22 protein-coding genes are annotated in these 25185 nt (G+C 38.1%); 13 read left to right on the forward strand and 9 right to left on the reverse strand.

What is annotated here, in order from left to right; genetic code table 11:
• Positions 1-108: 108 nt before the first annotated feature.
• The 3 genes from CZ225_RS00665 to rnc are packed head-to-tail and all read left to right on the forward strand — an operon-like array spanning position 109 to position 2547.
• The gene (locus CZ225_RS00665) at positions 109-345 is read left to right on the forward strand and encodes an acyl carrier protein (RefSeq protein ID WP_025074670.1); all 237 of its coding nucleotides are present in this window, start codon (positions 109-111) and stop codon (positions 343-345) included.
• Positions 346-363: 18 nt separating this feature from the next.
• Positions 364-1626: a beta-ketoacyl-ACP synthase II gene (fabF, locus tag CZ225_RS00670; RefSeq protein WP_077152616.1), complete on the forward strand. Its 1263-nt coding sequence runs from the start codon at positions 364-366 to the stop codon at positions 1624-1626.
• A 3-nt stretch (positions 1627-1629) separates the two neighbouring features.
• Positions 1630-2547: a ribonuclease III gene (gene rnc / locus CZ225_RS00675; protein ID WP_077152617.1), complete on the forward strand. Its 918-nt coding sequence runs from the start codon at positions 1630-1632 to the stop codon at positions 2545-2547.
• Here rnc and CZ225_RS00680 read toward each other — a convergent pair.
• Entirely contained in the window at positions 2489-3499 is a 1011-nt protein-coding gene (locus tag CZ225_RS00680; protein ID WP_077152618.1) for an ATP-dependent 6-phosphofructokinase, read from the reverse strand. The two genes, rnc and CZ225_RS00680, sit on opposite strands and share 59 nt — an antisense overlap.
• A gap of 136 nt (positions 3500-3635) precedes the next feature.
• Here CZ225_RS00680 and CZ225_RS00685 point away from each other — a divergent pair, with 136 nt between their 5' ends.
• Entirely contained in the window at positions 3636-5147 is a 1512-nt protein-coding gene (locus CZ225_RS00685; RefSeq protein WP_077152619.1) for a GH3 auxin-responsive promoter family protein, read from the forward strand.
• 378 nt (positions 5148-5525) lie between these two features.
• Here CZ225_RS00685 and mnmA read toward each other — a convergent pair whose 3' ends face one another.
• On the reverse strand, positions 5526-6626 hold the full coding sequence (gene mnmA, locus CZ225_RS00690; RefSeq protein WP_077152620.1) for a tRNA 2-thiouridine(34) synthase MnmA: 1101 nt from the start codon (positions 6624-6626) through the stop codon (positions 5526-5528).
• Between the two features lie 52 nt (positions 6627-6678).
• On the opposite strand from mnmA, the gene CZ225_RS00695 reads away from it, so the two are divergent.
• The 3 genes from CZ225_RS00695 to cysS all read left to right on the forward strand — a co-directional run bounded on the left by CZ225_RS00695 (position 6679) and on the right by cysS (position 12236).
• Positions 6679-9714: a DEAD/DEAH box helicase gene (locus CZ225_RS00695; RefSeq protein ID WP_077152621.1), complete on the forward strand. Its 3036-nt coding sequence runs from the start codon at positions 6679-6681 to the stop codon at positions 9712-9714.
• Between the two features lie 87 nt (positions 9715-9801).
• Positions 9802-10608 carry a Cof-type HAD-IIB family hydrolase gene (locus CZ225_RS00700; protein ID WP_077152622.1) on the forward strand — a complete coding sequence of 269 codons (807 nt, stop codon included), beginning with the start codon at positions 9802-9804 and terminating at the stop codon, positions 10606-10608.
• Between the two features lie 146 nt (positions 10609-10754).
• The gene (cysS, locus tag CZ225_RS00705) at positions 10755-12236 is read left to right on the forward strand and encodes a cysteine--tRNA ligase (RefSeq protein ID WP_077152623.1); all 1482 of its coding nucleotides are present in this window, start codon (positions 10755-10757) and stop codon (positions 12234-12236) included.
• Positions 12237-12336: 100 nt separating this feature from the next.
• Here the strand turns inward: cysS and CZ225_RS00710 are convergent, their stop codons facing one another.
• The 6 genes from CZ225_RS00710 to CZ225_RS00730 all read right to left on the reverse strand — a co-directional run bounded on the left by CZ225_RS00710 (position 12337) and on the right by CZ225_RS00730 (position 17538).
• Positions 12337-13314 carry a family 43 glycosylhydrolase gene (locus tag CZ225_RS00710; protein ID WP_077152624.1) on the reverse strand — a complete coding sequence of 326 codons (978 nt, stop codon included), beginning with the start codon at positions 13312-13314 and terminating at the stop codon, positions 12337-12339.
• 308 nt (positions 13315-13622) lie between these two features.
• Entirely contained in the window at positions 13623-14210 is a 588-nt protein-coding gene (locus tag CZ225_RS00715) for a hypothetical protein (protein ID WP_129585714.1), read from the reverse strand.
• 18 nt (positions 14211-14228) lie between these two features.
• A complete protein-coding gene (locus CZ225_RS00720) occupies positions 14229-15356 on the reverse strand; it encodes a 6-bladed beta-propeller (protein ID WP_083714534.1) in 1128 nt (375 codons plus the stop codon).
• An 85-nt stretch (positions 15357-15441) separates the two neighbouring features.
• On the reverse strand, positions 15442-15708 hold the full coding sequence (locus tag CZ225_RS23090) for a hypothetical protein (RefSeq protein ID WP_129585715.1): 267 nt from the start codon (positions 15706-15708) through the stop codon (positions 15442-15444).
• Positions 15709-16091: 383 nt separating this feature from the next.
• A complete protein-coding gene (locus tag CZ225_RS00725; protein ID WP_077152627.1) occupies positions 16092-16316 on the reverse strand; it encodes an NVEALA domain-containing protein in 225 nt (74 codons plus the stop codon).
• A 172-nt stretch (positions 16317-16488) separates the two neighbouring features.
• Positions 16489-17538, reverse strand: coding sequence for a winged helix-turn-helix domain-containing protein (locus CZ225_RS00730; protein ID WP_077152628.1), 1050 nt, complete (start codon positions 17536-17538; stop codon positions 16489-16491).
• Between the two features lie 160 nt (positions 17539-17698).
• Here CZ225_RS00730 and CZ225_RS24010 point away from each other — a divergent pair, with 160 nt between their 5' ends.
• The 5 genes from CZ225_RS24010 to CZ225_RS00755 all read left to right on the forward strand — a co-directional run bounded on the left by CZ225_RS24010 (position 17699) and on the right by CZ225_RS00755 (position 22839).
• Positions 17699-17881, forward strand: a complete 183-nt coding sequence (locus CZ225_RS24010; RefSeq protein ID WP_234982968.1) for a transposase — start codon at positions 17699-17701, stop codon at positions 17879-17881.
• A 585-nt stretch (positions 17882-18466) separates the two neighbouring features.
• A complete protein-coding gene (locus CZ225_RS00740) occupies positions 18467-19546 on the forward strand; it encodes a Gfo/Idh/MocA family protein (protein ID WP_077152629.1) in 1080 nt (359 codons plus the stop codon).
• Positions 19547-19582: 36 nt separating this feature from the next.
• On the forward strand, positions 19583-21061 hold the full coding sequence (locus tag CZ225_RS00745) for a Gfo/Idh/MocA family oxidoreductase (RefSeq protein WP_025074661.1): 1479 nt from the start codon (positions 19583-19585) through the stop codon (positions 21059-21061).
• A gap of 107 nt (positions 21062-21168) precedes the next feature.
• Complete coding sequence (locus CZ225_RS00750) at positions 21169-22047, forward strand: 3-keto-disaccharide hydrolase (RefSeq protein ID WP_077152630.1); 879 nt, start codon at positions 21169-21171, stop codon at positions 22045-22047.
• Positions 22048-22077: 30 nt separating this feature from the next.
• Positions 22078-22839: a 3-keto-disaccharide hydrolase gene (locus CZ225_RS00755; RefSeq protein WP_083714536.1), complete on the forward strand. Its 762-nt coding sequence runs from the start codon at positions 22078-22080 to the stop codon at positions 22837-22839.
• Positions 22840-22915: 76 nt separating this feature from the next.
• Here CZ225_RS00755 and CZ225_RS00760 read toward each other — a convergent pair whose 3' ends face one another.
• A complete protein-coding gene (locus tag CZ225_RS00760; RefSeq protein ID WP_077152631.1) occupies positions 22916-24574 on the reverse strand; it encodes a DUF6377 domain-containing protein in 1659 nt (552 codons plus the stop codon).
• A gap of 200 nt (positions 24575-24774) precedes the next feature.
• Between CZ225_RS00760 and CZ225_RS00765 the strand changes: the two genes are divergently transcribed.
• A complete protein-coding gene (locus CZ225_RS00765) occupies positions 24775-25179 on the forward strand; it encodes a PaaI family thioesterase (RefSeq protein WP_077152632.1) in 405 nt (134 codons plus the stop codon).
• Positions 25180-25185: the final 6 nt, after the last annotated feature.

The following is a 25185-nucleotide window of genomic DNA, read 5'->3' on the forward strand; positions in this document are numbered from 1 at the left end:
AATCTTGCATTTATTTAATCAAATATTTGCGCAAAACGATAAATATTCATTCCTTTGCACCGCAAATTTAAAGAAATAAAACTAATTATTAATTAAAAACTTAAAGTTATGTCTGAAATTGCATCAAGAGTAAAAGGGATTATCGTTGATAAATTAGGCGTAGAAGAGTCCGAAGTTACTAACGAAGCAAGCTTTACTAACGATCTGGGAGCAGATTCTCTTGACACTGTAGAACTTATCATGGAATTCGAAAAAGAATTCGGTATCTCTATTCCTGATGACCAAGCTGAAAAAATTGGTACTGTAGGTGATGCTGTATCTTATATCGAAGAACACGCTAAGTAATCATCCGATTTCATCAATATGGAATTAAAAAGAGTGGTAGTAACAGGTCTTGGCGCCATTACTCCCGTTGGCAATAATGTTTCCGAATTCTGGGAAAACCTTGTGAACGGGGTTAGTGGAGCAGGACCTATTACTCATTTTGATGCGTCGCTGTTCAAGACTCAATTCGCATGCGAAGTAAAAAACTTCGAGGTGACGAAATATATCGACCGCAAAGAGGCAAGAAAGATGGACCTGTATACGCAGTATGCCATTGTTGTTGCCAAAGAAGCTGTTGAAGATTCCGGTCTTGACACTGAAAAAGAAGACCTGAACAGAATCGGTGTTATTTTTGGCGCCGGTATCGGTGGTATACATACATTTGAAGAAGAAGTAGGCAACTACTACACCCGTCAGGAAATGGGTCCGAAATTCAATCCGTTCTTCATCCCAAAGATGATCTCGGATATTGCAGCCGGACAAATTTCCATTATGTATGGTTTCCATGGTCCTAATTATGCGACTTGTTCAGCATGTGCAACTTCTACCAATGCCATTGCCGATGCTTTCAACCTGATTCGTCTGGGAAAAGCAAACGTAATTGTATCCGGTGGTTCCGAAGCGGCTATCTTCCCTGCCGGTGTAGGTGGCTTCAACGCTATGCACGCTCTATCAACTCGTAATGACGATGCAACGAAAGCTTCACGCCCGTTCAGTGCAAGCCGCGACGGTTTCATAATGGGCGAAGGTGGTGGTTGCTTGATCTTGGAAGAACTGGAACACGCTAAAGCTCGTGGCGCAAAGATCTATGCAGAAATTGCCGGTGTAGGTATGTCTGCTGATGCTCATCACCTGACAGCTTCTCATCCTGAAGGCCTTGGTGCCAAACTAGTAATGAGAAATGCGTTGGAAGATGCAGAAATGGACCCGAAAGAAGTGGATTATATTAATGTACACGGAACATCTACTCCGGTGGGTGATATTTCTGAAGCAATAGCTATTAAAGAAGTATTCGGTGATCATGCCTACGAACTGAACATCAGTTCTACGAAGTCTATGACAGGTCACTTGCTGGGTGCTGCCGGTGCGGTAGAATCTATTGCAAGTATCCTTGCTATCAAGAACGGTATCGTTCCTCCGACTATCAACCATGAAGAAGGTGACAACGACGAGAACATCGATTATGACCTTAATTTCACGTTCAACAAAGCTCAGAAACGCGAAGTTAATGTTGCCTTGTCCAATACATTCGGATTTGGCGGTCACAATGCATGTGTTATCTTCAAGAAATACGCAGAGTAAATCGTGTTACGTAACAAAATAGATAAGATAAGACTCTTGTTTCGTAAGAATAAAGAGTCTTATCTTTGTTTTTATCGGATACTTGGATTCTATCCACATAATATCCGTCTCTACGAACAAGCACTCTTGCACAAGTCGACTTCTCTCCGTTCGGAAAAAGGGAGACCTTTGAATAACGAACGATTGGAGTTTTTGGGTGACGCCATCCTCGACGCCATCGTAGGAGATATTGTCTATAAACGTTTCGAAGGAAAAAGAGAAGGCTTTCTCACAAATACGCGTTCTAAAATCGTACAACGGGAGACTTTGAACAAACTTGCCGTAGAAATCGGTCTGGACAAGCTTATCAAATATTCTACCCGTTCTTCTTCACACAACAGTTATATGTACGGTAATGCTTTTGAAGCATTTATCGGTGCCATTTACTTGGATCAGGGCTATGAACGTTGCAAACAGTTTATGGAGCAACGAATTATCAACCGATATATCGATCTGGATATTATCTCACGCAAAGAAGTAAATTTCAAATCGAAGCTCATCGAATGGAGCCAGAAAAATAAAATGGAGGTTTCGTTTGAGTTGATAGAACAGTTCCTCGATCACGACTGTAATCCTGTTTTCCAAACTGAGATACGCATTGAAGGACTTCCTGCAGGAACAGGAACAGGATATTCGAAAAAAGAATCTCAGCAGAATGCTGCACATATGGCCATCAGAAAGGTGAAAGACACAGCTTTCATTACGTCCGTCAATGAAGCTAAATCGCTACGGATTATGCCAGCACAAACAGAAGTAATACTGGAAACAGAAACGACTGAATCTGAAGATAAAGATAAGTTACCGGAAGAAGCTTTGACAGAGCCTATCCAAAGCAAATCCCCATGCGACGACCCTGAATCACCAGATCGTGATCCTCAGTAACTAATTTCAGTTTGCCTGCCACTTCTTCAAGAGGAACGGACGAAATCTCGTCCCCCTGTAAAGACACCATACGTCCAAATTGCCCGTTAGCAATAAGTTCCGTAGCATGACCTCCCATCCGGGTAGAAAGATTACGGTCAAAAGGAGTAGGTGAACCGCCCCGCTGAATATATCCAAGTACAGTTTCACGAGTTTCGATACCTGTCTCATATTCTATTTCCTGAGCGATAAACTCAGCAGCACGTTTGCGTCCGTCAGTCCGAATACCTTCCGCCACCACAACAATAGAATAAGGCTTTCCTTTTTTCAATCTTTCCAGAATGGTGTCTCCGATGGTTTTAATATTATAAGGAATTTCAGGCACCAGAATCACATCACCGCCACCTGCCATACCCGAATATAAAGCAATCCATCCGGCTTTATGCCCCATCACCTCAATTACCATCACTCTTTTATGCGAACTTGCGGTAGAATGCAGACGGTCGATAGCATCGGTAGCAATGCTTACAGCCGAGTCGAATCCAAAAGAAATATCCGTTCCCCAGATATCGTTGTCTATTGTTTTGGGCACAGATACGATATTTACGCCCAAAGCTGCAAACTTAGCTGCTGTTTTCTGAGTTCCGTTTCCTCCGATACAAACCACACAGTCCAAGCCCATTTCCTGGATATTATGTAAAATAAGCCCGGGTTTATCAACATCCGACACGACTCCTCCTTTCTTAAAAGGCTTTTCACGGGAAGTGCCCAGCATTGTTCCGCCGAGATTGAGCAGTCCGGACAACGACTTATCGGTAAAAGACTCCACATCTTTTGTCAGCAGTCCTTGGAAACCGCTATGAATGCCTATTACTTCCATTCCATAATAATTAATCGCTGTTTTGCAAACGCCACGGATCGTAGCATTTATACCGGGACAATCTCCTCCAGAAGTCAGGATTCCAATTCTCATTGTCGTTTTTTTTAGTCAAAAATTCGGGAATTATATGAAACACGTTAATTTTAACGATTATTTCCGTCGTAAAGATAGAAAAAAAAGATAAATAAGGTTACTTTTGCACGACTAAACATTATATGTTAAAGTAGAAATGAATATTACAAAAATCATAAGTAAGACTTTCGATTCCCGTTTAAAACAAATAGATCTTTACGCTACTCAAGCTAGTGATATACAACACCGGGTGCTGAACCGTCTGGTAACCCAGGCTGCCCAAACAGAATGGGGAAAAAAATATGATTATTCTTCTATCCGCAGTTATGAAGATTTCAGAAAGCGTATTCCAATACAAACTTACGAAGAAATCAAACCGTATGTAGAACGTTTACGCGCAGGAGAGCAAAACCTGCTTTGGCCTTCGGAAATCCGTTGGTTTGCCAAATCATCCGGAACAACCAATGATAAAAGTAAGTTTCTTCCTGTCAGCCAGGAAGCGTTGGAGGATATTCACTACAGAGGAGGGAAAGATGCTGCCGCACTTTATTTCCGTATCAACCCGAATAGTCACTTCTTCTCCGGAAAAGGATTGATTTTGGGTGGCAGTCACAGCCCAAATTTAAATTCTAACCATAGTTTAGTAGGAGACCTGTCGGCTATTCTTATTCAAAATGTTAATCCGCTGATTAATTTTATTCGTGTTCCCAGCAAGAAAATCGCATTGATGAGCGAATGGGAGACAAAGATTGAAGCGATTGCTAATAGTACAATTCCGGTGAATGTGACCAGTTTATCGGGTGTACCTTCATGGATGCTGGTACTGATTAAACGTATTCTCGAGAAAACAGGAAAACAGACATTAGAAGAGGTATGGCCTAACTTGGAGGTGTTCTTCCATGGAGGAGTATCTTTTACTCCTTATCGCGAACAATATAAGCAAGTCATTCACTCACCGAAAATGCACTATGTAGAAACTTACAATGCTTCCGAAGGGTATTTCGGTACACAAAACGATCTTTCCGATCCGGCTATGCTATTAATGATCGATTACGGAATTTTCTATGAGTTTATTCCACTGGAAGACGTCGATAAGGAAAACCCGCGTGTATATTGTCTGGAAGAGGTGGAACTCAACAAAAATTATGCATTGGTTATTTCTACTTCCTGCGGTTTATGGCGATATATGATTGGTGATACAGTGAAGTTTACCAGCAAGAATCCATATAAATTTATCATCACAGGACGAACTAAACATTTTATCAACGCTTTTGGAGAAGAATTGATCGTTGATAATGCTGAAAAAGGGTTAGCGAAGGCTTGTGCTGCAACAGGAGCGCAAGTAAGCGAATATTCAGCAGCACCGGTTTTTATGGATGAGAATGCTAAATGTCGTCATCAATGGTTGATTGAATTTGCTAAAATGCCCGATTCGGTAGAAAAATTCGCTGCTGTTTTGGATGCAACATTGAAAGAAGTAAACTCTGACTATGAGGCAAAACGCTGGAAAGATATTGCTTTGCAACCTTTAGAGGTAATCACGGCTCGTCCGGGACTGTTTCATGATTGGTTGGCACAAAAAGGGAAATTGGGTGGACAGCACAAAGTGCCCCGGTTAAGTAATACACGAGAATATATCGAGCAAATGTTACTTCTCAACAACGAATAGCAACTAATAACAAGATATATCATAAGAGTCACTGTGCTTATTAAGACAAACCACTACTAATATTCACAGTTAAAGTAAGTTCCAATAGATGATACTTTCAGTTTCAAGCCTTGAAACTAAAGGTTTCAACTATTGGAACTATTTGTTTCATGGCTTGAAACTAAGTGTTTCGCCTAATGAAACCAAAGGTTTCAAGCACTTGAAACTTTTAGTTTCATAGGCTGAAACAAAATGGTTACTATGAAGTGCAAGATAAAAGGTCTTACACACATCTGCAACAGTATCTTACACACCATCAATACATTGTATATCAACAACATATAAGCAAACTTGTGTAGGTTGCAGATAAATTTAATAAAAACAAACTTTATAGTGGTATCAACGAGAAGATACAATGATTCCTCCTCCCAATAACAATCCATCTTTATAGAATGCAGCAGCTTGTCCGGGCGCAACAGCCGTTAGCGGTTCGTGAAGACGTATATACAATAAGTTATCAGAAGTAATGGTTACCGTACAATGGTTTTCTTGTTTACGATATCGTATTTTCACAATAACGTCAGGGTTGTTCAACAAACGTTCCTCCTTTACGATATTCCAATCCTTTAAAAACATTTCTGTTTTTTCCAGAGACTGAAGAGAGGAAAGAACCACTTCATTCGTTGCCGGAAGAATCTCTTTCACAAAGACAGGACGGTTCAGATGAATTCCCAACCCCCTACGTTGTCCAATGGTATAAAAAGGATAACCTTCGTGCCATGCAATAAAATTCCCCTTTTCATCGATAAACTTTCCACGTTTTAAACTTTGAAACCGGGAATGATCCTTTCTAGCCTGCGATTGACTACCATCTCTTCTTAACCATTCTTTTAAGAAACTCCTATAATCCATCGGGCAAAAACAAACACCTATACTGTCCCTTTTCATCGCTACTTTCCGGAATCCATGTTCAGCTGCAAAAGCCCTTGCCTCCACCTTGGTAATATCTCCCATAGGCAACAACATTCTCTGAAGGATATCCTGTTTTAATCCCCATAAAAAGAAAGTCTGATCCTTATCCGAGTCGGCAGCATAGGTTATAAAATAGGTATCTTCCTTCTTAACCTTACGAACATAATGTCCGGTAGCAATATGAAAAATCCCCATTTCATCGGCAATTTTAGCAAGTAATGGCCATTTCAGCAGATTGTTACATAGTGTACAGGGGACAGGTGTATGCCCCGACATATATTCCTGAACAAAATATTCAATAATTTGCTGGTGGAATATCTCCCGCACGTCATAAGTGATATGTTGTATTCCCAAGCGTTCCGCTAAACTACGGGCATCCTCCAAATATTCGGTAGAATCATTGAGTTCATAAAAACGAAAGGTCACACCAGTCACCTCATATCCGGCTTCCAGCAGTCGCATTGCAGCGACAGAACTGTCTGTTCCGCCACTCATACCCAACAATACACGTTTGTTTTCCTCCATCATGCTGCAAAATTAAGTATTTTTCCATATCTTTGTTGATTCAAGCCTAAAGAGAATGAAACAGAAAACAACCATCGGACAAGTTATTATCGTCTTAGCAGAACATCCCGTACTCGGTGCTTTATTGATACCGTATATCGCAGAGAGGCAGGACGATGAAACAGTCTGCCTGATAGAACAAGCATTCCATGCTTCTCCTGAAGCAGTTTCCCGTATGTCCGATGCTGAACGTGAGGCTATTGACATCGCCTCACATTATACAGAAAAATACCTAATGGGGGTTTACTCACGAGAAGAAACAGTACCGCGTTTTCTTCAAAAGTTATCCGAAGATACGGATCGATTCAAGAACAATATCCGCCCATTCATCGAAAAGAAACTCCAGGAAATGCTGGAACTAATCAGAAAAGGCAGTCTTCCTTTTTATCAAAAGCCACCCGGAAGTAAGATATTATATGCCCACCATGCTTACCATGTTCACCCACATGATGTCGATAACCGTTTCACTTTCCATATTGACGAAAAGACTTTCCGATATGAATTGCAATGCTTTTACGAAGGACAATCCTTCTCTTTAACTGAGCAAAAACCTGTGATTGTGCTGACTTCCTCACCTTCGGCCTTACTATTAGGTATGGAACTATACTTTTTCCCTCATATGGAAAGCACAAGGATTTTACCTTTTACCAAAAAGAGATCAATTAGTGCAGATATATCGCAGATTGAAAAGTATATTGACAATATTGTAATACCAATAGCACGTTATCACGATATCGCCACATACGGTCTGGATATCATTGAAGAGAAGCGTAACTGTAAAGCAGTACTAACTTTGGAAGATACAGTTTACAATGAACAATTGCTAAAACTCGCTTTCCATTACGGCAATCAATCATTTACGCCTGATTTTGCCCATGAAATGAAGAAAATCGTTTACCGTAAAGAATCCGGTGAAATCGCTTTTTTTCAACGGCATGGTGCTTCTGAGAAGAGAGCAATACGGTTACTAACCCAAGCTGGTTTGCAACAAATCAGTGATGTCCATTTCAAGCTATCACCCGAAAGTCCCTCAAAAACAATCACCGAATGGATTCATCAAAACAGAGAGATGTTGAAACATTCTTTCCTACTAGCCAGTAATAAGAAGAATGCTCATTATTGTCTGGATGAAATCCAAATTGAACAAAATTGCGACGATGGCCCGGATTGGTTCGAATTAAATATCACTGTGGTCATCGGTTCAATGCGCATCCCTTTTTCACGTTTCCGTAAACACATTCTGGAAGAAAGAAAAGAATTCCTATTACCTAACGGACAGATGTTTCTTTTACCCGATGAATGGTTCAGCAAATATGGCAATCTGTTGGAAATGGGTGATCAAACAGAAAAAGGAATCCGGTTAAAGCATACATTCATCGGTGCTGTGCAGTCTGCCTTAGACGAAAATGGATTAAAAAGGTTTCCTAATAAGATTCAGGTCAAAGATATCCAAGTGCCGGAGGGACTCAAAGCACAACTACGCCCTTACCAGCAAAAAGGGTTTTCGTGGATGGTACTGCTCAACGAACAAGGATTCGGAGGATGCCTTGCAGATGATATGGGACTCGGCAAGACGCTCCAGACTCTAACCTTATTACAGTATATTTATAAGCCACTGGCTTCGGATACAATTCATCAGGAAATAGCCGCCATCTCATCCACATCGATTGAGAAACAGCAACCAACGAGTGATCCGACAGGACAGTTCTCGCTATTTGGCTTCGATAGCGAAGATGAATTGTTACCGGATGTACGCGAAATAAGAGAAAAGAATATAGTCGTGGCGGATCCCCGTCCGAAAAAGAAACAGGTGCCCCGAAAGCCTGCAACCCTCATTGTGGTACCAACCTCTTTACTCCACAACTGGCACAGGGAAGCGAAACGCTTCACTACGCTTTCAATGACTGAATACAACAGTACAACAGTCATTTCTAAAGAGCATCCGGAACGTTTTTTCGGGCGTTTTCACCTGATATTTACGACGTATGGAATGATGCGAAACAACATAGAAACACTCCGTTCCTACTGTTTTGAATATATTGTGCTTGATGAAAGCCAAAATATTAAAAACAGTGATTCGCTTACTTTCCGGGCGACCATACAGCTGCAAAGCAAACATCGGCTAGTACTTACGGGTACTCCTATCGAAAACTCACTCAAAGATTTATGGGCGCAATTCCGTTTCCTCCAACCGGATTTATTAGGAGAAGAAAACGTTTTCCAAAAACAATTCATTACTCCGATCCGTCAAGGAAATGCACGCTTAAAAGGACGATTACAACAATTAATTGCCCCCTTTATCCTAAGAAGGAGCAAAAAAGAAGTGGCTCCCGAACTGCCTCCTCTAACAGAAGAAATCATTTTCTGTGATATGACTGGAGAGCAACATAATTATTACGAACAAGAAAAGAATAGTTTGCGTAACATATTGTTGCAACAGCCTCAACATAAAGACAGATTCAACTCCTTTAGTATACTGAACGGAATCTTGCGTCTCCGCCAGTTATCTTGCCACCCTCAACTCGTTTTTCCCGATTTCACCGGAGTATCGGGGAAAGTGGAACAAATCATAGAAACCTTCGACACCTTGCAAATGGAAGGACATAAAGTACTGATTTTCTCTTCCTTTGTCAGACATCTGGAAATCATAGCCGAAGCTTTCCAAGAACGGAACTGGAAATACGCCCTATTGACAGGTTCCACCAACAACCGTCCTTCAGAAATTGCCCATTTCACCGACCAAAAGGACGTGCAAGCGTTTCTCATTTCATTGAAAGCCGGCGGAGTCGGACTTAATCTTACCCAAGCTGATTATGTATTCATCATTGACCCTTGGTGGAACCCGGCTGCCGAAGCGCAAGCCATTGCCCGCGCCCACCGCATTGGTCAGGACAAACAAGTAATTGCATACCGTTTCATCACTCAAGACAGCATCGAAGAAAAGATTCTCCACCTGCAAGATGAAAAACGAGAACTAGCAGAAACATTTATTGCAGATAGTGATACATTACCTGCATTTACTAATGAACAATGGGCAGATTTACTGGATTAATAATTTTGTGTCGGAACAGACAACTTCCTAAACACACCCTTGCAACAATGCTTTTTTACTTTATCTTTGCACCCCAAAAAACACTGCATGGAATACAAACTTATCGTACTCGACCTTGACGGAACGCTCACCAATTCCCAAAAAGAAATTACTCCCCGTAACCGGGAAACATTGATTCGCATCCAGCAACAAGGCATCCGGCTTGTCTTGGCTTCGGGACGGCCCACCTATGGCATTGTACCATTGGCAAATGAACTACGTATGGACGAATACGGAGGATTTATCTTATCCTACAACGGAGGAGAAATTATCAACTGGGAAACTAAAGAAATGATATACGAAAATGTATTGCCGAACGAGGTCGTTCCAGTGCTTTATGAATGTGCCCGCACTCATCATCTCAGTATATTGACGTATGATGGTGCAGAAATCGTAACCGAAAACTCCCAAGATACGTACGTACAAAAAGAAGCTTTCCTCAATAAAATGTCTATACGCGAAACCAATGATTTCCTTACGGACATCACCCTTCCCGTAGCCAAATGCCTGATTGTTGGAGATGCAGACCAGCTGATTCCTCTAGAGTCGGAGTTGTGTATCCGGCTGCAAGGCAAAATCAACGTTTTCCGTTCAGAACCCTATTTCCTCGAGTTAGTGCCACAAGGTATCGATAAAGCATTGTCCCTTGCCGTATTATTGGAGCAAACAGGTATTAAACGGGAGGAAATCATAGCAATAGGTGATGGATATAATGATCTTTCCATGATAAAGTTTGCAGGACTAGGCATTGCAATGGGTAATGCACAAGAACCGGTGAAAAAAGCAGCCAATTACATCACCCTGACCAATGAGGAAGACGGAGTAGCCGAAGCCATAGATCGCTTCATTCAATAAGAGAAAATAGTTTGTTTCAATAAAAGAAAAAACTACTTCTGATAAATAAACGATTAAAGAACGATAAACAATCATCTTTAAGATACGTTACATATCCAGATTTTATTCTAACTTTGCAAATCCAATTGAATAAATATCAAAATGTTATGGAACATCAATTAACCATTTACAACACGTTAGATAGAAAAAAAGAACTGTTTGTACCTCTTCATGCTCCACACGTTGGAATGTATGTATGCGGACCGACTGTTTACGGCGATGCCCATTTGGGACATGCACGCCCTGCTATTACATTCGACGTACTCTTCCGTTACTTGACTCATATAGGATATAAAGTTCGCTATGTACGCAATATTACTGACGTTGGTCACCTGGAACATGACGCCGATGAGGGAGAAGATAAAATCGCCAAGAAAGCGCGTCTGGAAGAATTGGAACCGATGGAAGTCGTTCAGTATTACCTGAACCGCTATCATAAAGCTATGGAAGAGCTTAACGTACTTTCTCCAAGCATTGAACCACACGCTTCGGGCCATATCATCGAACAGATTCAGCTTGTACAAAAGATCCTGGATGCTGGTTACGCTTATGAAAGTGAAGGTTCTGTTTACTTTGATGTAGCCAAATACAATAAAGATTACCATTACGGAAAATTATCCGGACGTAATCTGGATGACGTACTGAATACTACCCGTGACCTCGACGGACAAAGTGAAAAACGTAACCCTGCCGACTTCGCTCTTTGGAAGAAAGCGCAACCGGAACATATCATGCGCTGGCCTTCTCCATGGAGTGACGGTTTTCCCGGATGGCATGCCGAATGTACGGCTATGGGACGTAAGTATCTGGGCGAGCATTTCGATATCCACGGAGGAGGTATGGACCTGATCTTCCCACACCATGAATGTGAGATTGCACAGTCTGTAGCTTCGCAAGGGGATGACATGGTTCACTACTGGATGCATAACAATATGATTACCATCAACGGAACGAAGATGGGCAAATCCCTTGGTAACTTTATCACGCTAGATGAATTCTTCAACGGTACTCATAAGTTATTGACACAGGCTTATACGCCAATGACCATCCGTTTCTTCATTCTGCAAGCTCACTATCGTAGTACGGTCGATTTCAGCAACGAAGCATTACAAGCTTCGGAAAAAGGTTTATTACGTTTGATGGAAGCAATCGAAGGATTGGAAAAAATAACTCCTGCTGCAAATACTTCAGAAAGTATTAATGTAAAAGACATCCGTGAGAAATGTTATGAAGCCATGAATGATGACTTAAATACTCCTATCGTTATCGCACAACTATTTGAAGGGGCACGCATCATCAATAACATTATCGCCGGAAATGCAACAATCTCCGCCGAAGACCTGAAAGAGCTAAAAGATACTTTCCATCTATTCTGCTTCGACATTATGGGATTGAAAGAAGAGAAAGGTTCTTCTGACGGCCGTGAAGCTGCTTATGGAAAAGTAGTGGATATGTTACTGGAACAACGCATGAAAGCAAAAGCAAATAAAGACTGGGCTACTTCTGACGAAATCCGTAATACCTTAACCGCACTTGGTTTTGAAGTGAAAGATACAAAGGATGGCTTCGAATGGAGACTGAATAAATAAGAGACTTACTATTTATAACAACATAAAAATCCCCTTCATTTCACTTCTGATAGCAGAGTAGAATGAAGGGAATTTTACATCAAATTGAGATGAAAAGCAATTACCTCTTTAAGTATGGTTTACCTTTCTTCCAGAATACCTCTTCATTGGTGATATACCATGTCTTGCCATTATCATTGTTACCTTGATAAAACAAATAAGTCCGTCCGTCCAAGTCATGAAATATATGAGGATGACCGGATTCACTTGAGTTCCACTCCCCAGGCTTTCCGTTAGCAACGAAAGGTTCAGTAAACACTCGTTTCCAATGAATTCCATCTTTACTTTCGGCAACGCCGATCTGTTGAGGTGCATTATTATAAGCTCCGGCATAAAACATAAATAGCTTCTTTCCTTTTTTTACAATAGAAGCACCTTCGATACAATCCTTTTCCCAACCCAACTCCGGATAAAGGATGGGAGCATCACACGCCTGTTTCCAATCCTCACGATTAAAATTTGAATTTCTGGGAGCTACAGCAACTCCTTGAAACTGTACCTTAAAATCTTTATCACGTGACGCAAAATATAGATAATATTTCCCTTTGAATTCACATACTTCAGCATCAATTGCACGACCACAGTTCCAATCACCAGTTGGATGAAAAATAGGATTGGTCGGATTCCTCTTGAAATTAATACCATCTTCGGAAGTAGCGTGGCAAATTGCATCCTTTTCTCTATTGCCATAGGTCTGATAAAACAAATGCACTACTCCATCTCTAACCAATGCGCCAGGAGCACACAGTCCTTTCTTTTCATATTCGGCACCGGCAGCCGGAGTAATCTCTCCTACTTTTGTCCAATTTATAAGATCATGACTCTCAGCAATACCGATATTCCAACCGGATTGCGGATCGTTCTTGAAAGGTGGAATTGAATAATACATCAAGTACCTTCCTTTAAAATTTACTACATGAGGATCTTTAGAATGAGGAATGCCAATTCGCGAAGTATCACCGTACATCATACGACCGACCTGTGCCTGTACCATCATTGTCATTCCCAAAAGCAGCATAACCACGAGTTTTCTTTTCATATTCGATATATTTAAAACAGGTGGAAAGATATAACAAAAATATAGGACTAGCAAATCAGGGAACGGAAAGATAGATAAAAAAGAATTGAGAGACTTCCAATTTTCTAAGAACTAACGAATTATGCAATACTTTTCTTAATTTATTATCAGTATATCAACTCCTTTTTCAGCACATTTTTTATGCTTAACCATTCGTTTTGACAACATTTCAATGACCTATTGAATACTTTTGAACCAGCTGAGCCGGTTCTATTGTTTAACTTTTAAAATCTCGGTGAAAGTTTACCGAAGTATTGACAGATATTAAACTAATTAAAATACATTTCCTTCATTTTATTTATATAACATTTATTCAATTCTTGAAAATCATCATCAGGAAAAAAAATATTAGAAATTACACCCTTAGAGCATACACAGAAATAAGGAGTTCTAATTTCACCATCAATCATTTCTTCACAATTATAAACATGATTATTAATTCCATTCGAACGCTTAAAAAATCCAAGATTCCTTTTATTTGAATAGTCAGCTATGATCATATATTTTATCTGGCTTTCATTAAAAATCTCTTTTAGGAGCCTTATTTGACTTATCACACAATCAGAACAATCAACCTTAGAGAATCGAAAAATTAAAATAGGTTTTTCAAACTCAAAAAAGAATGGACGTAGTTTCTGACCATCTTCATCAGATATACGATCTATATTCAATGTTTTTCTTTCAAAACTCCAACTATCAATAATATTATATTTCAACGTTTCTATATTGTTAGATAATTTATCGTTTTTATTATTTATCAAATCAACAGTTATAGATTGTTTCTTAATTAAAATCGTAATATAACCCCCAATCAACAACATCAATAATAGTAAGCAGATTAATAAAATCTTATTCATATAAAGCCTTAGTTATAATTATTGAAGTAAAATTTTAACAATAACAATATTATCACTTATATTGATATTTTTTAGATTAAAAGCAGAATCAAAACATGTGTTTAATTCGCTTTCATTAAATTTATTCTCTATCAATGTGTATGGTTCATAATATCCATATAAAAAGATACCATCTGTAAAGAAAAAGCGCGGACTCCTATTATAATCCCAAAGACCAAATTTTATTTCTTCAGTCTTTTTATTAATAAGCCCTTCGTACGTTCTAGTATCAGGGCCAATACATTTGAAGTATATATGATCTTTTGTTTCCAGAACATTTGAAATCGATTTATAATAATTACTTTTTAAAAAAGCATTTCGTTCTTTACTTTTGCGAAGTTCATCTATCTTCTCCGACGATATTGCATATTCTCCAAAATCAATAGCAAAAGAAGCAAAAATGGAATCTTTCGTTAGTTTATAAATTATATCTTCTCCATCAATTGGTTTTATGTAACAATAAGCTCCATTAAAATAGAAGCGAGGGTCGTCAGATGTGCGATACTCATATTTAAAATACTCCTTATCAATACTTCTTCCTTTTATTTTTCTTAAACGATAATATTCTCCTTTGGCCTTATTCCAAGTATCCGGATTGCTACACCATAAAAAATAATCATTTTTATCGAACACGAACAATTGTGACGGATTAAAAGCATTGTTACCATCTATACTCCACGACTCTACAAACTCTCTTGTACTCCTATTAAAACAATGTATCTTTTTATAATCCAATAGGTAAATATAATCTCCAGCAACACAGAAATCTCTTAATTCCACATATTCCCCCGGACCGTTTCCTCTCGTACCAACTAATCCTTTGTATTTTCCTGTTGCGCTAAAATTAACAACTTTTCCTAATCTCAGATCAAATATATAGATATTTTCTTCATCTATTATCCCTTGAGTAGAACTAGCGATTAATGCGTCATCAACGCTTTCTAATTGAATAGGGAATACATCGCTAACTAATCCATTCCATTGAAAAAAATCACTATTATATTCTATCTTATATTTTTTTAAGCTATCTGAATTGATTGTTCCTTTTCTATTACAACTTATTAAAAGTACAATCATGGTTATTATACAAATATATATTCTTGACATAATTATGAGATTGAAAATTAATATATTTTAAGCTATCTGAACCCTAAAATAATAAAAGATAGAGTTCAGATAACTCTAAAATCACTCACTTACAACAAGGGCAAGAAGGAGAGCAATCCACAGAGCCCCGCATACACATTACACATTCACAAGTCTTTCCTTCACCACAATCTTGAATAAAGCATTGATCTTTTTCATCATCATCTTTACCATCCTCACCTGAGGAGGCAAGAGCTTCGACTTCATACAAATTTAATAATGAATGACTACCATTAGTAGAACTAAGATATACATTATAAATACTAATAGAAACGACAAGGGCGACAAACCCATACAAAATTTTTGATCTCATAATATAAAAATTAATTAGTAATGTGAATCACCAGTTGATAATCATCTGCCTTTTCGCTTGTTAAAATATTATTATTCAGCCAATTATCTCATTTACCAATTTTCTAATCTCATATTTATATCGAAATAACTTCCTCTCTGTTTATTCAATCATACAAAACATTATAATCGGTTGGTCATTAATTTACATCCGTTGCTACAATTGTTTTAGTAGTCTCATCTACCCAAATACCAGACACAAAATGATCAAATCTATATTTAGATAACGGTTTTCCTTTCAGTTCTATCTCTTGCAGAAAACTCGAATACGGAAACACATTGTCTGCATATTCCTTATATTTATTATCACAAGAGATAAAAAATAAAAAGAACAGAAAGGTAATATTACTCTTCAAGGCTGTATCCAGAAAAAACATATTTCACTTTAACCTTTGTAACCGGACAGTCCACAGAACCACTACCAACACAATTAGTAGGTGTATCGTGTTCATCATCTGCTAACGCTTCAATATTATCTAATAATAATGAATTTACCTGGGATTCTTTTAATGAGTACTTTACAAAAAGAACTGCTACTATTAAAATAGAAAAGAATAATTGTTTTTTCATCTATATTATTTTATTGATTAATTAATGGGAGTAAAAGTAAACAGTTGGATTACAACCTCCAACAAATCAATCTATCCATTTCTATCTAACCAAATCTATCCACACGATATACTATCCCAGATATAAGGCATTCATTCAAAAAATCACCCATTTCATCGAAGATTATGACCTTTTATAGTTCATTTCTTCTGATTTGTAACTGGTAACCATTATTTTCAAGCCTTAAAACCTCAATAGACGAAACAGTCTTAAAAACTCTTCGCAGACGACTTATTGCATTATGAAGTCTCGGTTCATTATTTGATTTGTCCGACCAAAAGATTTTTTTGATTTCTTCATCTTTCAATATGTAATCTGGAGCATTCAAAAAATATCTTAACAAAATAGTTGTTTGTGGCAACATCGAAATTTTATTTTTATAAACCACAAGCATTCTTTGGTCTGCATCAAATATAATATCCTGATCCAGTTGATAGGTATGAACAGTCGTTTGAGCAATAATATCTTTATATTCTTTCTTTCTGAAAAACAGCGCAATATCAACAATGATTACAATAAGCCAATAAAATAAGCCATACATTAAGCTATTACCTATAACATTGAAAAACGAAAGATTAAAAAATCCCTTAATTTCAAGCTCGCAACGATAACCTGCCGTAATATCAAACTCCGGCATACAATCTTTGAGTGAAAAAGTATCTGGATATATGCAACTCGTGATATTCTCGTTTTTATCGGATACCCAAAGCTGCAATGCAAAAGTGGCAGACAGATTTTGCTGTTTCAAATGCTGCTGATACTTTTCATACAAAGAATCCAACGACAAAGGGTGTTCATACAAATAAGTGGAATGTAAAAAACGTAACCGTATATCAGAAGTTATATTTTTACGACTTTTTTCCTTATCCAAACGATATCCATGTTTCCCATTTTCATCTGTTATATAAACCGTATCAGGATATTCCACCATTTGCTGCTTCTTTTCACTAGAGTAAATGTAACCTTCAAAAGAATCTTCTTGCAATTGTTGCAACAAAACTTCTTTGAAAACGCTTTCCGCTCTTTGACTGAACGCTTCTTTTCTATCTTCATAATATAATTTCCCTAAAATGAAAAATAATAGTATCTCCCCCAAAAGCACTATTAATAAAAGATGTATTTTTTGTTTGGCTATAAATACAATTATACCTCTTTGTTTCGTTATTATATTTTTCAATTTCATAAATCTTAGTCAATTTTAAGAGCCTATTAAACATGTCTATTTTTTTCCAACAAAGTTTCCGTATCAGTCTGATAGTTGCTTTCTTTGAAGTGACCAAACTTAAAAAAAGATTTATCAAACTGATTTAACGGGAACAAAGTGGCAATGTATAGCAAAAGTTTTGAATCCGCAAGCAAGAAAGCGAAAATATGATTTACGAATGATTTGGAATGCCATATTTTATTTAGTGAAGACCGGTTGTCAATGGTGTATGCTTCCTCTTGACTTTCCTAAATGGCAACAGGTTTATTACTACTATCGTAAATGGACATCCTTGCTGATGGAGGATATAGGGGAGAACTGATTGATAACATAAAAAAGAAGTTCGGATATGTTATTCAATTAGTAATAAGCGCATATAAGGAACAAGGATTTAGGTCCATTCAAAAAAGATGGATTGTGGAAAGGTCATTCTCGTGGATGGATTACAATAGAAGACTCTGCCGAAATTATGAACTAACATTCGATTCGGCAGAGGAAATGATCAAATTGGCAACTATAAGATTATTATTGAGGAAAATTTAAACAGGCTCTAAAAAACGAACCTTTAATTAAGGAATATCTATTATATAATTTCTCCCTTTCTTTTCTAAAAGAACATATTTTAAAACGTGGCATTCAGCGCAGGAAACGGAGTAAATCGCAAAAAAGTAGATAAAATAGCATTTTTTTGATTATAAACAATCTACATTTTTTAGCCATTTATTTTCATTATAATGCTGATTATAAGATATTTATATAATTATATCATCTACATAATCTCATTCACAAAAAATAAAGTGTCTATGTTTCCATTATTTTTGTAATGCAAACCTATAAAAGTTATCACGGCTTTTGGAGCAATTATAATAAGGAACTTAAAATCATATCATAGAAAAATATCAAAATTATGGGAACTACACGGATTAGAGTTGGGCTTATAGGCTTTGGCAGAATGGGAGGCTTCTACCTGCAGGAAATGCAGAAGAGTGGAAGATGGGATGTAGCTTACATCTGTGACGTAGATCCAGAAGCAAGGAAACTTGCAAAGAAACTTTCTCCTGAATCACAAGTAGTAGCCGACGAGTTATTAGTATTTAAAGATGAGAGCGTACAAGCAGTAGCACTTTGCACGTTGGCAAACTTTCGAAAAGAACAAATAGAAAAAGCTATTCAATATGGGAAACATATCATATCTGAAAAGCCGATTGCTGATACTGTAGAAAGAGAGTGGGACGTCGTAAGAATGACTGAACAGTCCAACGTGCTTTCTACCGTTAATTTATATCTTCATAATTCATGGTATCACCACCAGATGAAACAGTTTATTGAAGAAGGTGAACTGGGTGAATTGGCTATTATCAGAATCTGCCACATGACTCCAGGACTTGCCCCGGGAGAAGGACATGAATATGAAGGTCCTTCATTCCATGATTGTGGAATGCATTATGTTGATATAGCACATTGGTATGCCGGCAGTAACTACAAAACCTGGCATGCACAGGCCATTGATATGTGGAGCTACAAAGAGCCATGGTGGGTACAATGCCACGGAACCTTTGAGAATGGCATCGTTTTCGATATTACACAAGGATTCGTATATGGCCAGCTCTCAAAAGATCAGACACATAATTCTTATGTCGATCTTATCGGAACGAAAGGTATCGTTCGAATGACTCATGATTTTAAAACTGCCGTCGTTGATTTACATGGAGTTAATAAAACACTCCGCATAGAAAAGCCATTCGGTGGAAAAAACATAGATGTGATGTGTGACTTGTTTGCCGACAGTATCGAACAAGGTAAACTATCACCTCAACTTCCTACTTTACGCGATTCTGCTATCGCATCCGAATATGCATGGAAATTCTTACGGGATGCTAAATCACATGAATTACCTGCGATCGGTACTCTAGATACACTCGAACAGATCCGCGAAAGAAGACGCACAATGAAAAACGGTTATGGACTACTAAGAAACAATCGCTAATTTATATTTTATAAACAACTTTAAATGTAGAAAATCATGTCAAACATTTCAAGAAGAGACTTTCTGAAGACAGGAGCTGCTGCACTTGCAGGTATAACAATTGCTCCAAGTACTATTTTGGGTAAGAGTCATGGATACACTTCCCCATCCGACAAAATGAATCTTGTTGCCGTTGGTATCGGTGGTATGGGACACGCTAACATCAATGCAGTAAAAGGCACAGAAAACATTATCGGACTCTGTGACGTAGACTGGAAATATGCTAAAGGCGTATTTGATGAGTTCCCAAAAGCTAAAAAATACTATGACTATCGTAAGATGTACGATGAAATGGGCAAATCTATCGATGGTGTTATCATCGCTACTGCTGACCATACTCATGCTATCATTACAGCTGACGCAATGACAATGGGCAAACACGTATATTGCCAAAAGCCATTGACACACTCTGTATATGAATCTCGTTTGCTTACTAAGTTGGCTGCTTCTACAGGAGTAGTTACTCAGATGGGTAACCAAGGTTCATCTTCTAAAGACACTGACCTTGTGTGCGAATGGATCTGGAATGGTGAAATTGGTGACGTTACAAAAGTAGAATGTGCTACTGACCGTCCTATTTGGCCTCAAGGATTAAATGCTCCTGAAAAAGAAGACAAAATTCCTAGCACATTGAACTGGGATCTGTTTACCGGACCTGCTAAACTGAACCCGTATAATGCAGTTTATCACCCATGGAACTGGCGTGGATGGTGGGATTATGGAACAGGTGCATTAGGTGATATGGCTTGTCACATTTTACACCAACCATTCAAAGCTTTGAAACTTAATTATCCGACTCGTGTTGAAGGTTCATCTACTTTATTGTTGAATGCATGTGCACCACAAGCACAACACGTAAAAATGATTTTCCCTGCACGCGACAACATGGCTAAAGTAGCAATGCCGGAAGTAGAAGTTCATTGGTATGATGGTGGTATGATGCCTGATCGTCCGAAAGGTTTCCCTCAAGGAAAAGAATTGATGGGTCCTGGCGGTGGCTTAACGATCTTCCACGGAACTAAAGATACATTAATTTGCGGTTGCTATGGTCAAAAACCATTCTTACTTTCAGGTCGTGTACCTAAAGCTCCGGAAGTTTGCCGTCGTGTTACGACTTCTCACGAAATGGACTGGGTACGTGCTTGTAAAGAAAGTCCGGCTAACCGTGTGATGACTAAATCAGACTTCTCTGAAGCTGGTCCATTCAACGAAATGATTGCTATGGGTGTATTGGCTATCCGTTTGCAAGCCCTGAACAAAACATTGGAATGGGACGGAGAAAATATGCGTTTCACTAACATCGGTGAAAATGAAACAATCAAGACTTGTACGAAAGACGGTTTCACTATTCATGACGGTCATCCTTCATTTAACAAGAGCTGGACTGAACCAATGAACGCACAACAGCTTGCTGCTGAACTGATCAAGCATACATATCGTGATGGCTGGAAATTGCCTGATATGCCTAAAATTTAATCAATAACTATTAAAGTTTAACGAAACAATGTAACTACTCAGGTAAACGATTGACATTCTGTCTATCTGAGTAGTTATGAAATAATATCACAAGATATAATTATATTATGAAAAAGTATTTTTATACAGTAGCTTGCCTGGCACTTGCAGGAACATTCGCAGCATGTGGAGGCGGTAATAAAAAGACAGCTGAAACTGCACAAACTGAAGAACCTGCAACATCTGTACCTGTTTCTTATTCAAAAGCTTTACAGGCTGCTGAAACAGATACATTGACTCTTCCTATCGACAAAGACGGTTACATAACGATCTTTGATGGAAAGACATTCAATGGATGGCGTGGATATGGCAAAGATAAAGTTCCAGGAAAATGGGTGATTGAAGACGGATGCATCAAATTCAATGGTACTGGTGGCGGTGAAGCCCAAGATACTGACGGTGGTGACTTAATGTTTGCTCATAAGTTTAAAAACTTTGAATTGGAACTTGAATGGAAGATTTCTAAAGGAGGAAATTCCGGTATCCTTTATATGGCACAGGAAATTACTTCAAAAGATGAAAACGGTAACGATGTACTTGAACCGATTTACATTTCAGCTCCTGAATATCAGGTATTAGACAATGCCAACCATCCGGACGCAAAATTGGGAAAAGACAACAATCGTCAATCAGCATCTTTGTACGATATGATTCCGGCAGTTCCTCAGAACTCTAAACCTTACGGAGAATGGAACACTGCTAAAATCATGGTTTATAAAGGTACTGTTATTCATGGACAGAATGGTGAAAATGTAGTGGAATACCACTTATGGACTCCACAATGGACTGAAATGCTTCAGAACAGTAAATTCAGCAAAGAAAAATGGCCTTTGGCATTCGATCTGTTGAACAATTGCGGTGGTCAGAACAGAGAAGGCTTTATTGCTCTTCAAGATCATGGAGACGACGTTTGGTATCGTAACATCCGCGTGAAAGTTCTGGACTAAGAGACCAATTTTACTAAACAAAAATTCGTTATGAAAAATAAAATTGTTGCTATAATTGGTTTAGCAGTACTTGGATGTAACTATGCTTCTGCTCAAGAAAGAATGAAACCGGGAATGTCTGAGTTTTACTCACCAGTTCCTCCGGTTGTCACTCCGGGAGAAGAAATGCGCGGAGGTGGTTTCACTGCACCATCAGATGCTATTATATTATTTGATGGTAAAGACCTTTCTGCTTGGGAAAACTCAAAAGGAGAACCTGCAGGATGGAAAGTGAAAGACGGAGTTATCACTGTAGATAAAAGCAAAGGGGATATTCGGACTAAAGAAAAGTTTGGAAGTTTCCAGTTGCATTTGGAATGGAGAGTTCCTAAAACAATCCAAGGAGAAAGCCAAGGACGTGGAAATAGTGGCGTTTTTCTTCAGGGAATGTATGAAGTACAGATACTGGACAACTACAACAATCCGACATACGTAAACGGACAAGCTGGGAGTATTTATAAACAGACTGCTCCGTTGGCAAATGCAATGCGTAAACCGGGTGAATGGAATGTATATGATATCATTTATACTGCTCCTGTATTTAAGGAAGATGGTTCGTACAGAGTACGTCCTCAGGTTACTGTTATACAGAATGGTGTAGTATTGCAAAATAATACAACCATTTTGGGTACAACAGAATACATTGGATTTCCGAAAGTTGTGAAACATGGAGATGGTCCGATCTTGTTGCAGAGTCATGGTGATCCTAGCGAGCCTATCAGTTTCCGCAATATTTGGATTCGTAAAATGTAAAATGTTACAATAAAAGATCTATAATCTAGTTCTTAAGAGGAGTTTTCCTTTTAAGAACTAGATTAAGATTTAAAGGTTAAGATGGCATATAAGCTTCAGATCCTATTTTCAAGATTTCGTTTTCAAAGTCTTCTTTATCACCCATCGCTTTATTCCTCATTTTAGTACGGTAGTTATAAACTGTACTTGTTGAACAACGCAAAAAGTTAGATATTTTTGCCCCGTCGTTAATACCGATACGAATTAAAGCATAAATACGCAGTTCTTTATTTAACAATGTTCCGGCTTTGGGTACTATTCGTTCATCTTCCTTCAACAAAGCATTAAAATCTGTAACAAACGTAGGATATAGATTTAGGAAAATGCTATCAAAATGACTGTATAAAGCATTCAATTCTTCATCAATATTTGTGGTTGACTTCAGTTTTTTGATCAGCATCTCATAATTTCGGTTAATTGCCAATTTATATAATGAATTCTGGTATCCTTCCATTCTAGTAATATAATTAGAACATAGATCAAAGAATTGAGCGATAAACTGTTCTTTCACATTGTTTGTTTCCAGCAGTTCATGGTTCTTACAATAAAGTTGATCATTCACTTTGTTCAAAGTATTATTAAGTTCCTTCAATTTTGTATTACTGATAGAAAGTGCTTCTTTTATTTGTTTCATCTTTTTAATCTGACGATATGTATAAATAACCAATGCAACTAAAAAGACAAAAAGAGCGGTAATTAGCGTAAGAAATATTATAAGGTTTGACTTAGCCTTGGCTTCTTTTTCCTGATAGGCCGCACTGATAACAGAATAGAATTCGTTAATTTGTGTAGCACGGAACTGTATACCGGAAGCTCTAGCCTGGTCAATAGCAGCTTGTGTATATTTGAAAGCTTTTGCAAAATCATTGTCATTATAATAAATGACAGCTAAATGCTGCAATGAGAAATTCTCACGAGTAACATTCATTATATCAGCTATAGCAGATTGCATATAATACTTCTTTTCCAAATCCGGACGGTTATTTTGCCCACTCAAGGTAGCAAGCGCGCAAGTAATGATAGCATAATCAGGACTGCCCTCCTCTTCCGCTGCCATGAGTTCCAGCAACCGTTTTTCCGCTTCTTTCGGATCTTTGACAGAGCGATTGATAACCCCAACCTTATAATTGATAGAAGACTGATCTGCATTACTCAAGAACAAGTTACGGTACATTTCCCTCTGATAACGATACTGGTTACTACGTGTTGTCGAAATAGCATAGTACTCCCAAAAACGATAATAAGCGTCATAATAGGCAGATAACAATTCTTTGGACAATTGCGTAGGATCGATATCTTTCAAAAGGAGTTCTGCTTCCCGATACATACCGCCCATAGAATATAACAAAGACAATTTCAAACTGGAATCAATTCCCCACTCTTTTTCTCCCAATGTGATAGCGATACTAATGTTACGTTTGATATAATGGACAGCAGAATCAATATTAAATTTCCTGTATTCATCGTGCAATTGCAAGTTGACTTTATATTCTTCCAATAGACTGACATCTTTCAGTTTCCGTTTAATCTTTTTAATTTTTTCTTCTTTCCGATTTATAAATTCTTGCTCATGATCAATTAGATTATTCAGTGAATCAGATAATATTTTTAATTCATTTTCGCTATAACCCAATAAACTAAAACTGCAAAATAATAATAGCAAGAGACCTTTCAGGATGTTTATATTTGTATTCATATCTATTTAGTTTTGACCGAAAAACAAAGCCATAGTAGCAAATAATCTGCCGAATATACATATTATTTCTTTTATTTGCGTCATTTTATTAGGTATTTATTGTAAGTTAGGTTATCTTTGCTATTCGTCAAAAACAATATTTATTGGATAATTTAAATATCCATAACTCAAAATCAACACATCAAATTATTAAATTAATCATGACACCACAAGAATTCTTCAGGAATGATTTATTCGCAAAAAATGCGGGCGTAGTATTGCTTGAAGTCCGCGAAGGATATAGTAAAACAAAAATGGAAATAAAAGCAGAACACCTCAATGCAGGTGCGCGTACACAAGGAGGTGCCATTTTTACCTTGGCAGATCTGGCACTTGCAGCAGCAGCCAACTCACACGGAACACTTGCTTTCTCCCTCTCGTCGAACATAACATTCCTACGTGCCAGCGGTCCGGGTGATACCCTTTATGCCGAAGCACGCGAACGTTATATCGGTCGAAGTACGGGGTGCTATCAAGTAGATGTCACTAACCAACATGGAGAGCTGATAGCAACTTTTGAATCAAGCGTATTCCGAAAAGATCAAAAGGTTCCTTTCGAAGTCTGAGCCCGG

The sequence above is a fragment of the Bacteroides bouchesdurhonensis genome (assembly GCF_900155865.1).
GTDB classification, from domain to species: domain Bacteria; phylum Bacteroidota; class Bacteroidia; order Bacteroidales; family Bacteroidaceae; genus Bacteroides; species Bacteroides bouchesdurhonensis.

Bases quoted from the DNA above. Each gene is read 5' to 3' on its own strand.
- CZ225_RS00730 (WP_077152628.1), bottom strand. From the start codon at position 17,538: ATGAAATTGAAAAATATAATAACGAAACAAAGAGGTATAATTGTATTT.
- CZ225_RS00760 (WP_077152631.1), bottom strand. From the start codon at position 24,574: ATGAATACAAATATAAACATCCTGAAAGGTCTCTTGCTATTATTATTT.
- CZ225_RS00745 (WP_025074661.1), top strand. From the start codon at position 19,583: ATGTCAAACATTTCAAGAAGAGACTTTCTGAAGACAGGAGCTGCTGCA.
- CZ225_RS00680 (WP_077152618.1), bottom strand. From the start codon at position 3,499: ATGAGAATTGGAATCCTGACTTCTGGAGGAGATTGTCCCGGTATAAAT.
- fabF (WP_077152616.1), top strand. From the start codon at position 364: ATGGAATTAAAAAGAGTGGTAGTAACAGGTCTTGGCGCCATTACTCCC.
- CZ225_RS00710 (WP_077152624.1), bottom strand. From the start codon at position 13,314: ATGAAAAGAAAACTCGTGGTTATGCTGCTTTTGGGAATGACAATGATG.
- CZ225_RS00725 (WP_077152627.1), bottom strand. From the start codon at position 16,316: ATGAAAAAACAATTATTCTTTTCTATTTTAATAGTAGCAGTTCTTTTT.
- CZ225_RS00755 (WP_083714536.1), top strand. From the start codon at position 22,078: ATGAAAAATAAAATTGTTGCTATAATTGGTTTAGCAGTACTTGGATGT.
- mnmA (WP_077152620.1), bottom strand. From the start codon at position 6,626: ATGATGGAGGAAAACAAACGTGTATTGTTGGGTATGAGTGGCGGAACA.
- CZ225_RS00740 (WP_077152629.1), top strand. From the start codon at position 18,467: ATGGGAACTACACGGATTAGAGTTGGGCTTATAGGCTTTGGCAGAATG.
- cysS (WP_077152623.1), top strand. From the start codon at position 10,755: ATGGAACATCAATTAACCATTTACAACACGTTAGATAGAAAAAAAGAA.
- CZ225_RS00665 (WP_025074670.1), top strand. From the start codon at position 109: ATGTCTGAAATTGCATCAAGAGTAAAAGGGATTATCGTTGATAAATTA.
- CZ225_RS00720 (WP_083714534.1), bottom strand. From the start codon at position 15,356: ATGTCAAGAATATATATTTGTATAATAACCATGATTGTACTTTTAATA.
- CZ225_RS00695 (WP_077152621.1), top strand. From the start codon at position 6,679: ATGAAACAGAAAACAACCATCGGACAAGTTATTATCGTCTTAGCAGAA.
- CZ225_RS00750 (WP_077152630.1), top strand. From the start codon at position 21,169: ATGAAAAAGTATTTTTATACAGTAGCTTGCCTGGCACTTGCAGGAACA.
- CZ225_RS00700 (WP_077152622.1), top strand. From the start codon at position 9,802: ATGGAATACAAACTTATCGTACTCGACCTTGACGGAACGCTCACCAAT.
- CZ225_RS00765 (WP_077152632.1), top strand. From the start codon at position 24,775: ATGACACCACAAGAATTCTTCAGGAATGATTTATTCGCAAAAAATGCG.
- CZ225_RS00715 (WP_129585714.1), bottom strand. From the start codon at position 14,210: ATGAATAAGATTTTATTAATCTGCTTACTATTATTGATGTTGTTGATT.
- CZ225_RS23090 (WP_129585715.1), bottom strand. From the start codon at position 15,708: ATGAGATCAAAAATTTTGTATGGGTTTGTCGCCCTTGTCGTTTCTATT.
- CZ225_RS00685 (WP_077152619.1), top strand. From the start codon at position 3,636: ATGAATATTACAAAAATCATAAGTAAGACTTTCGATTCCCGTTTAAAA.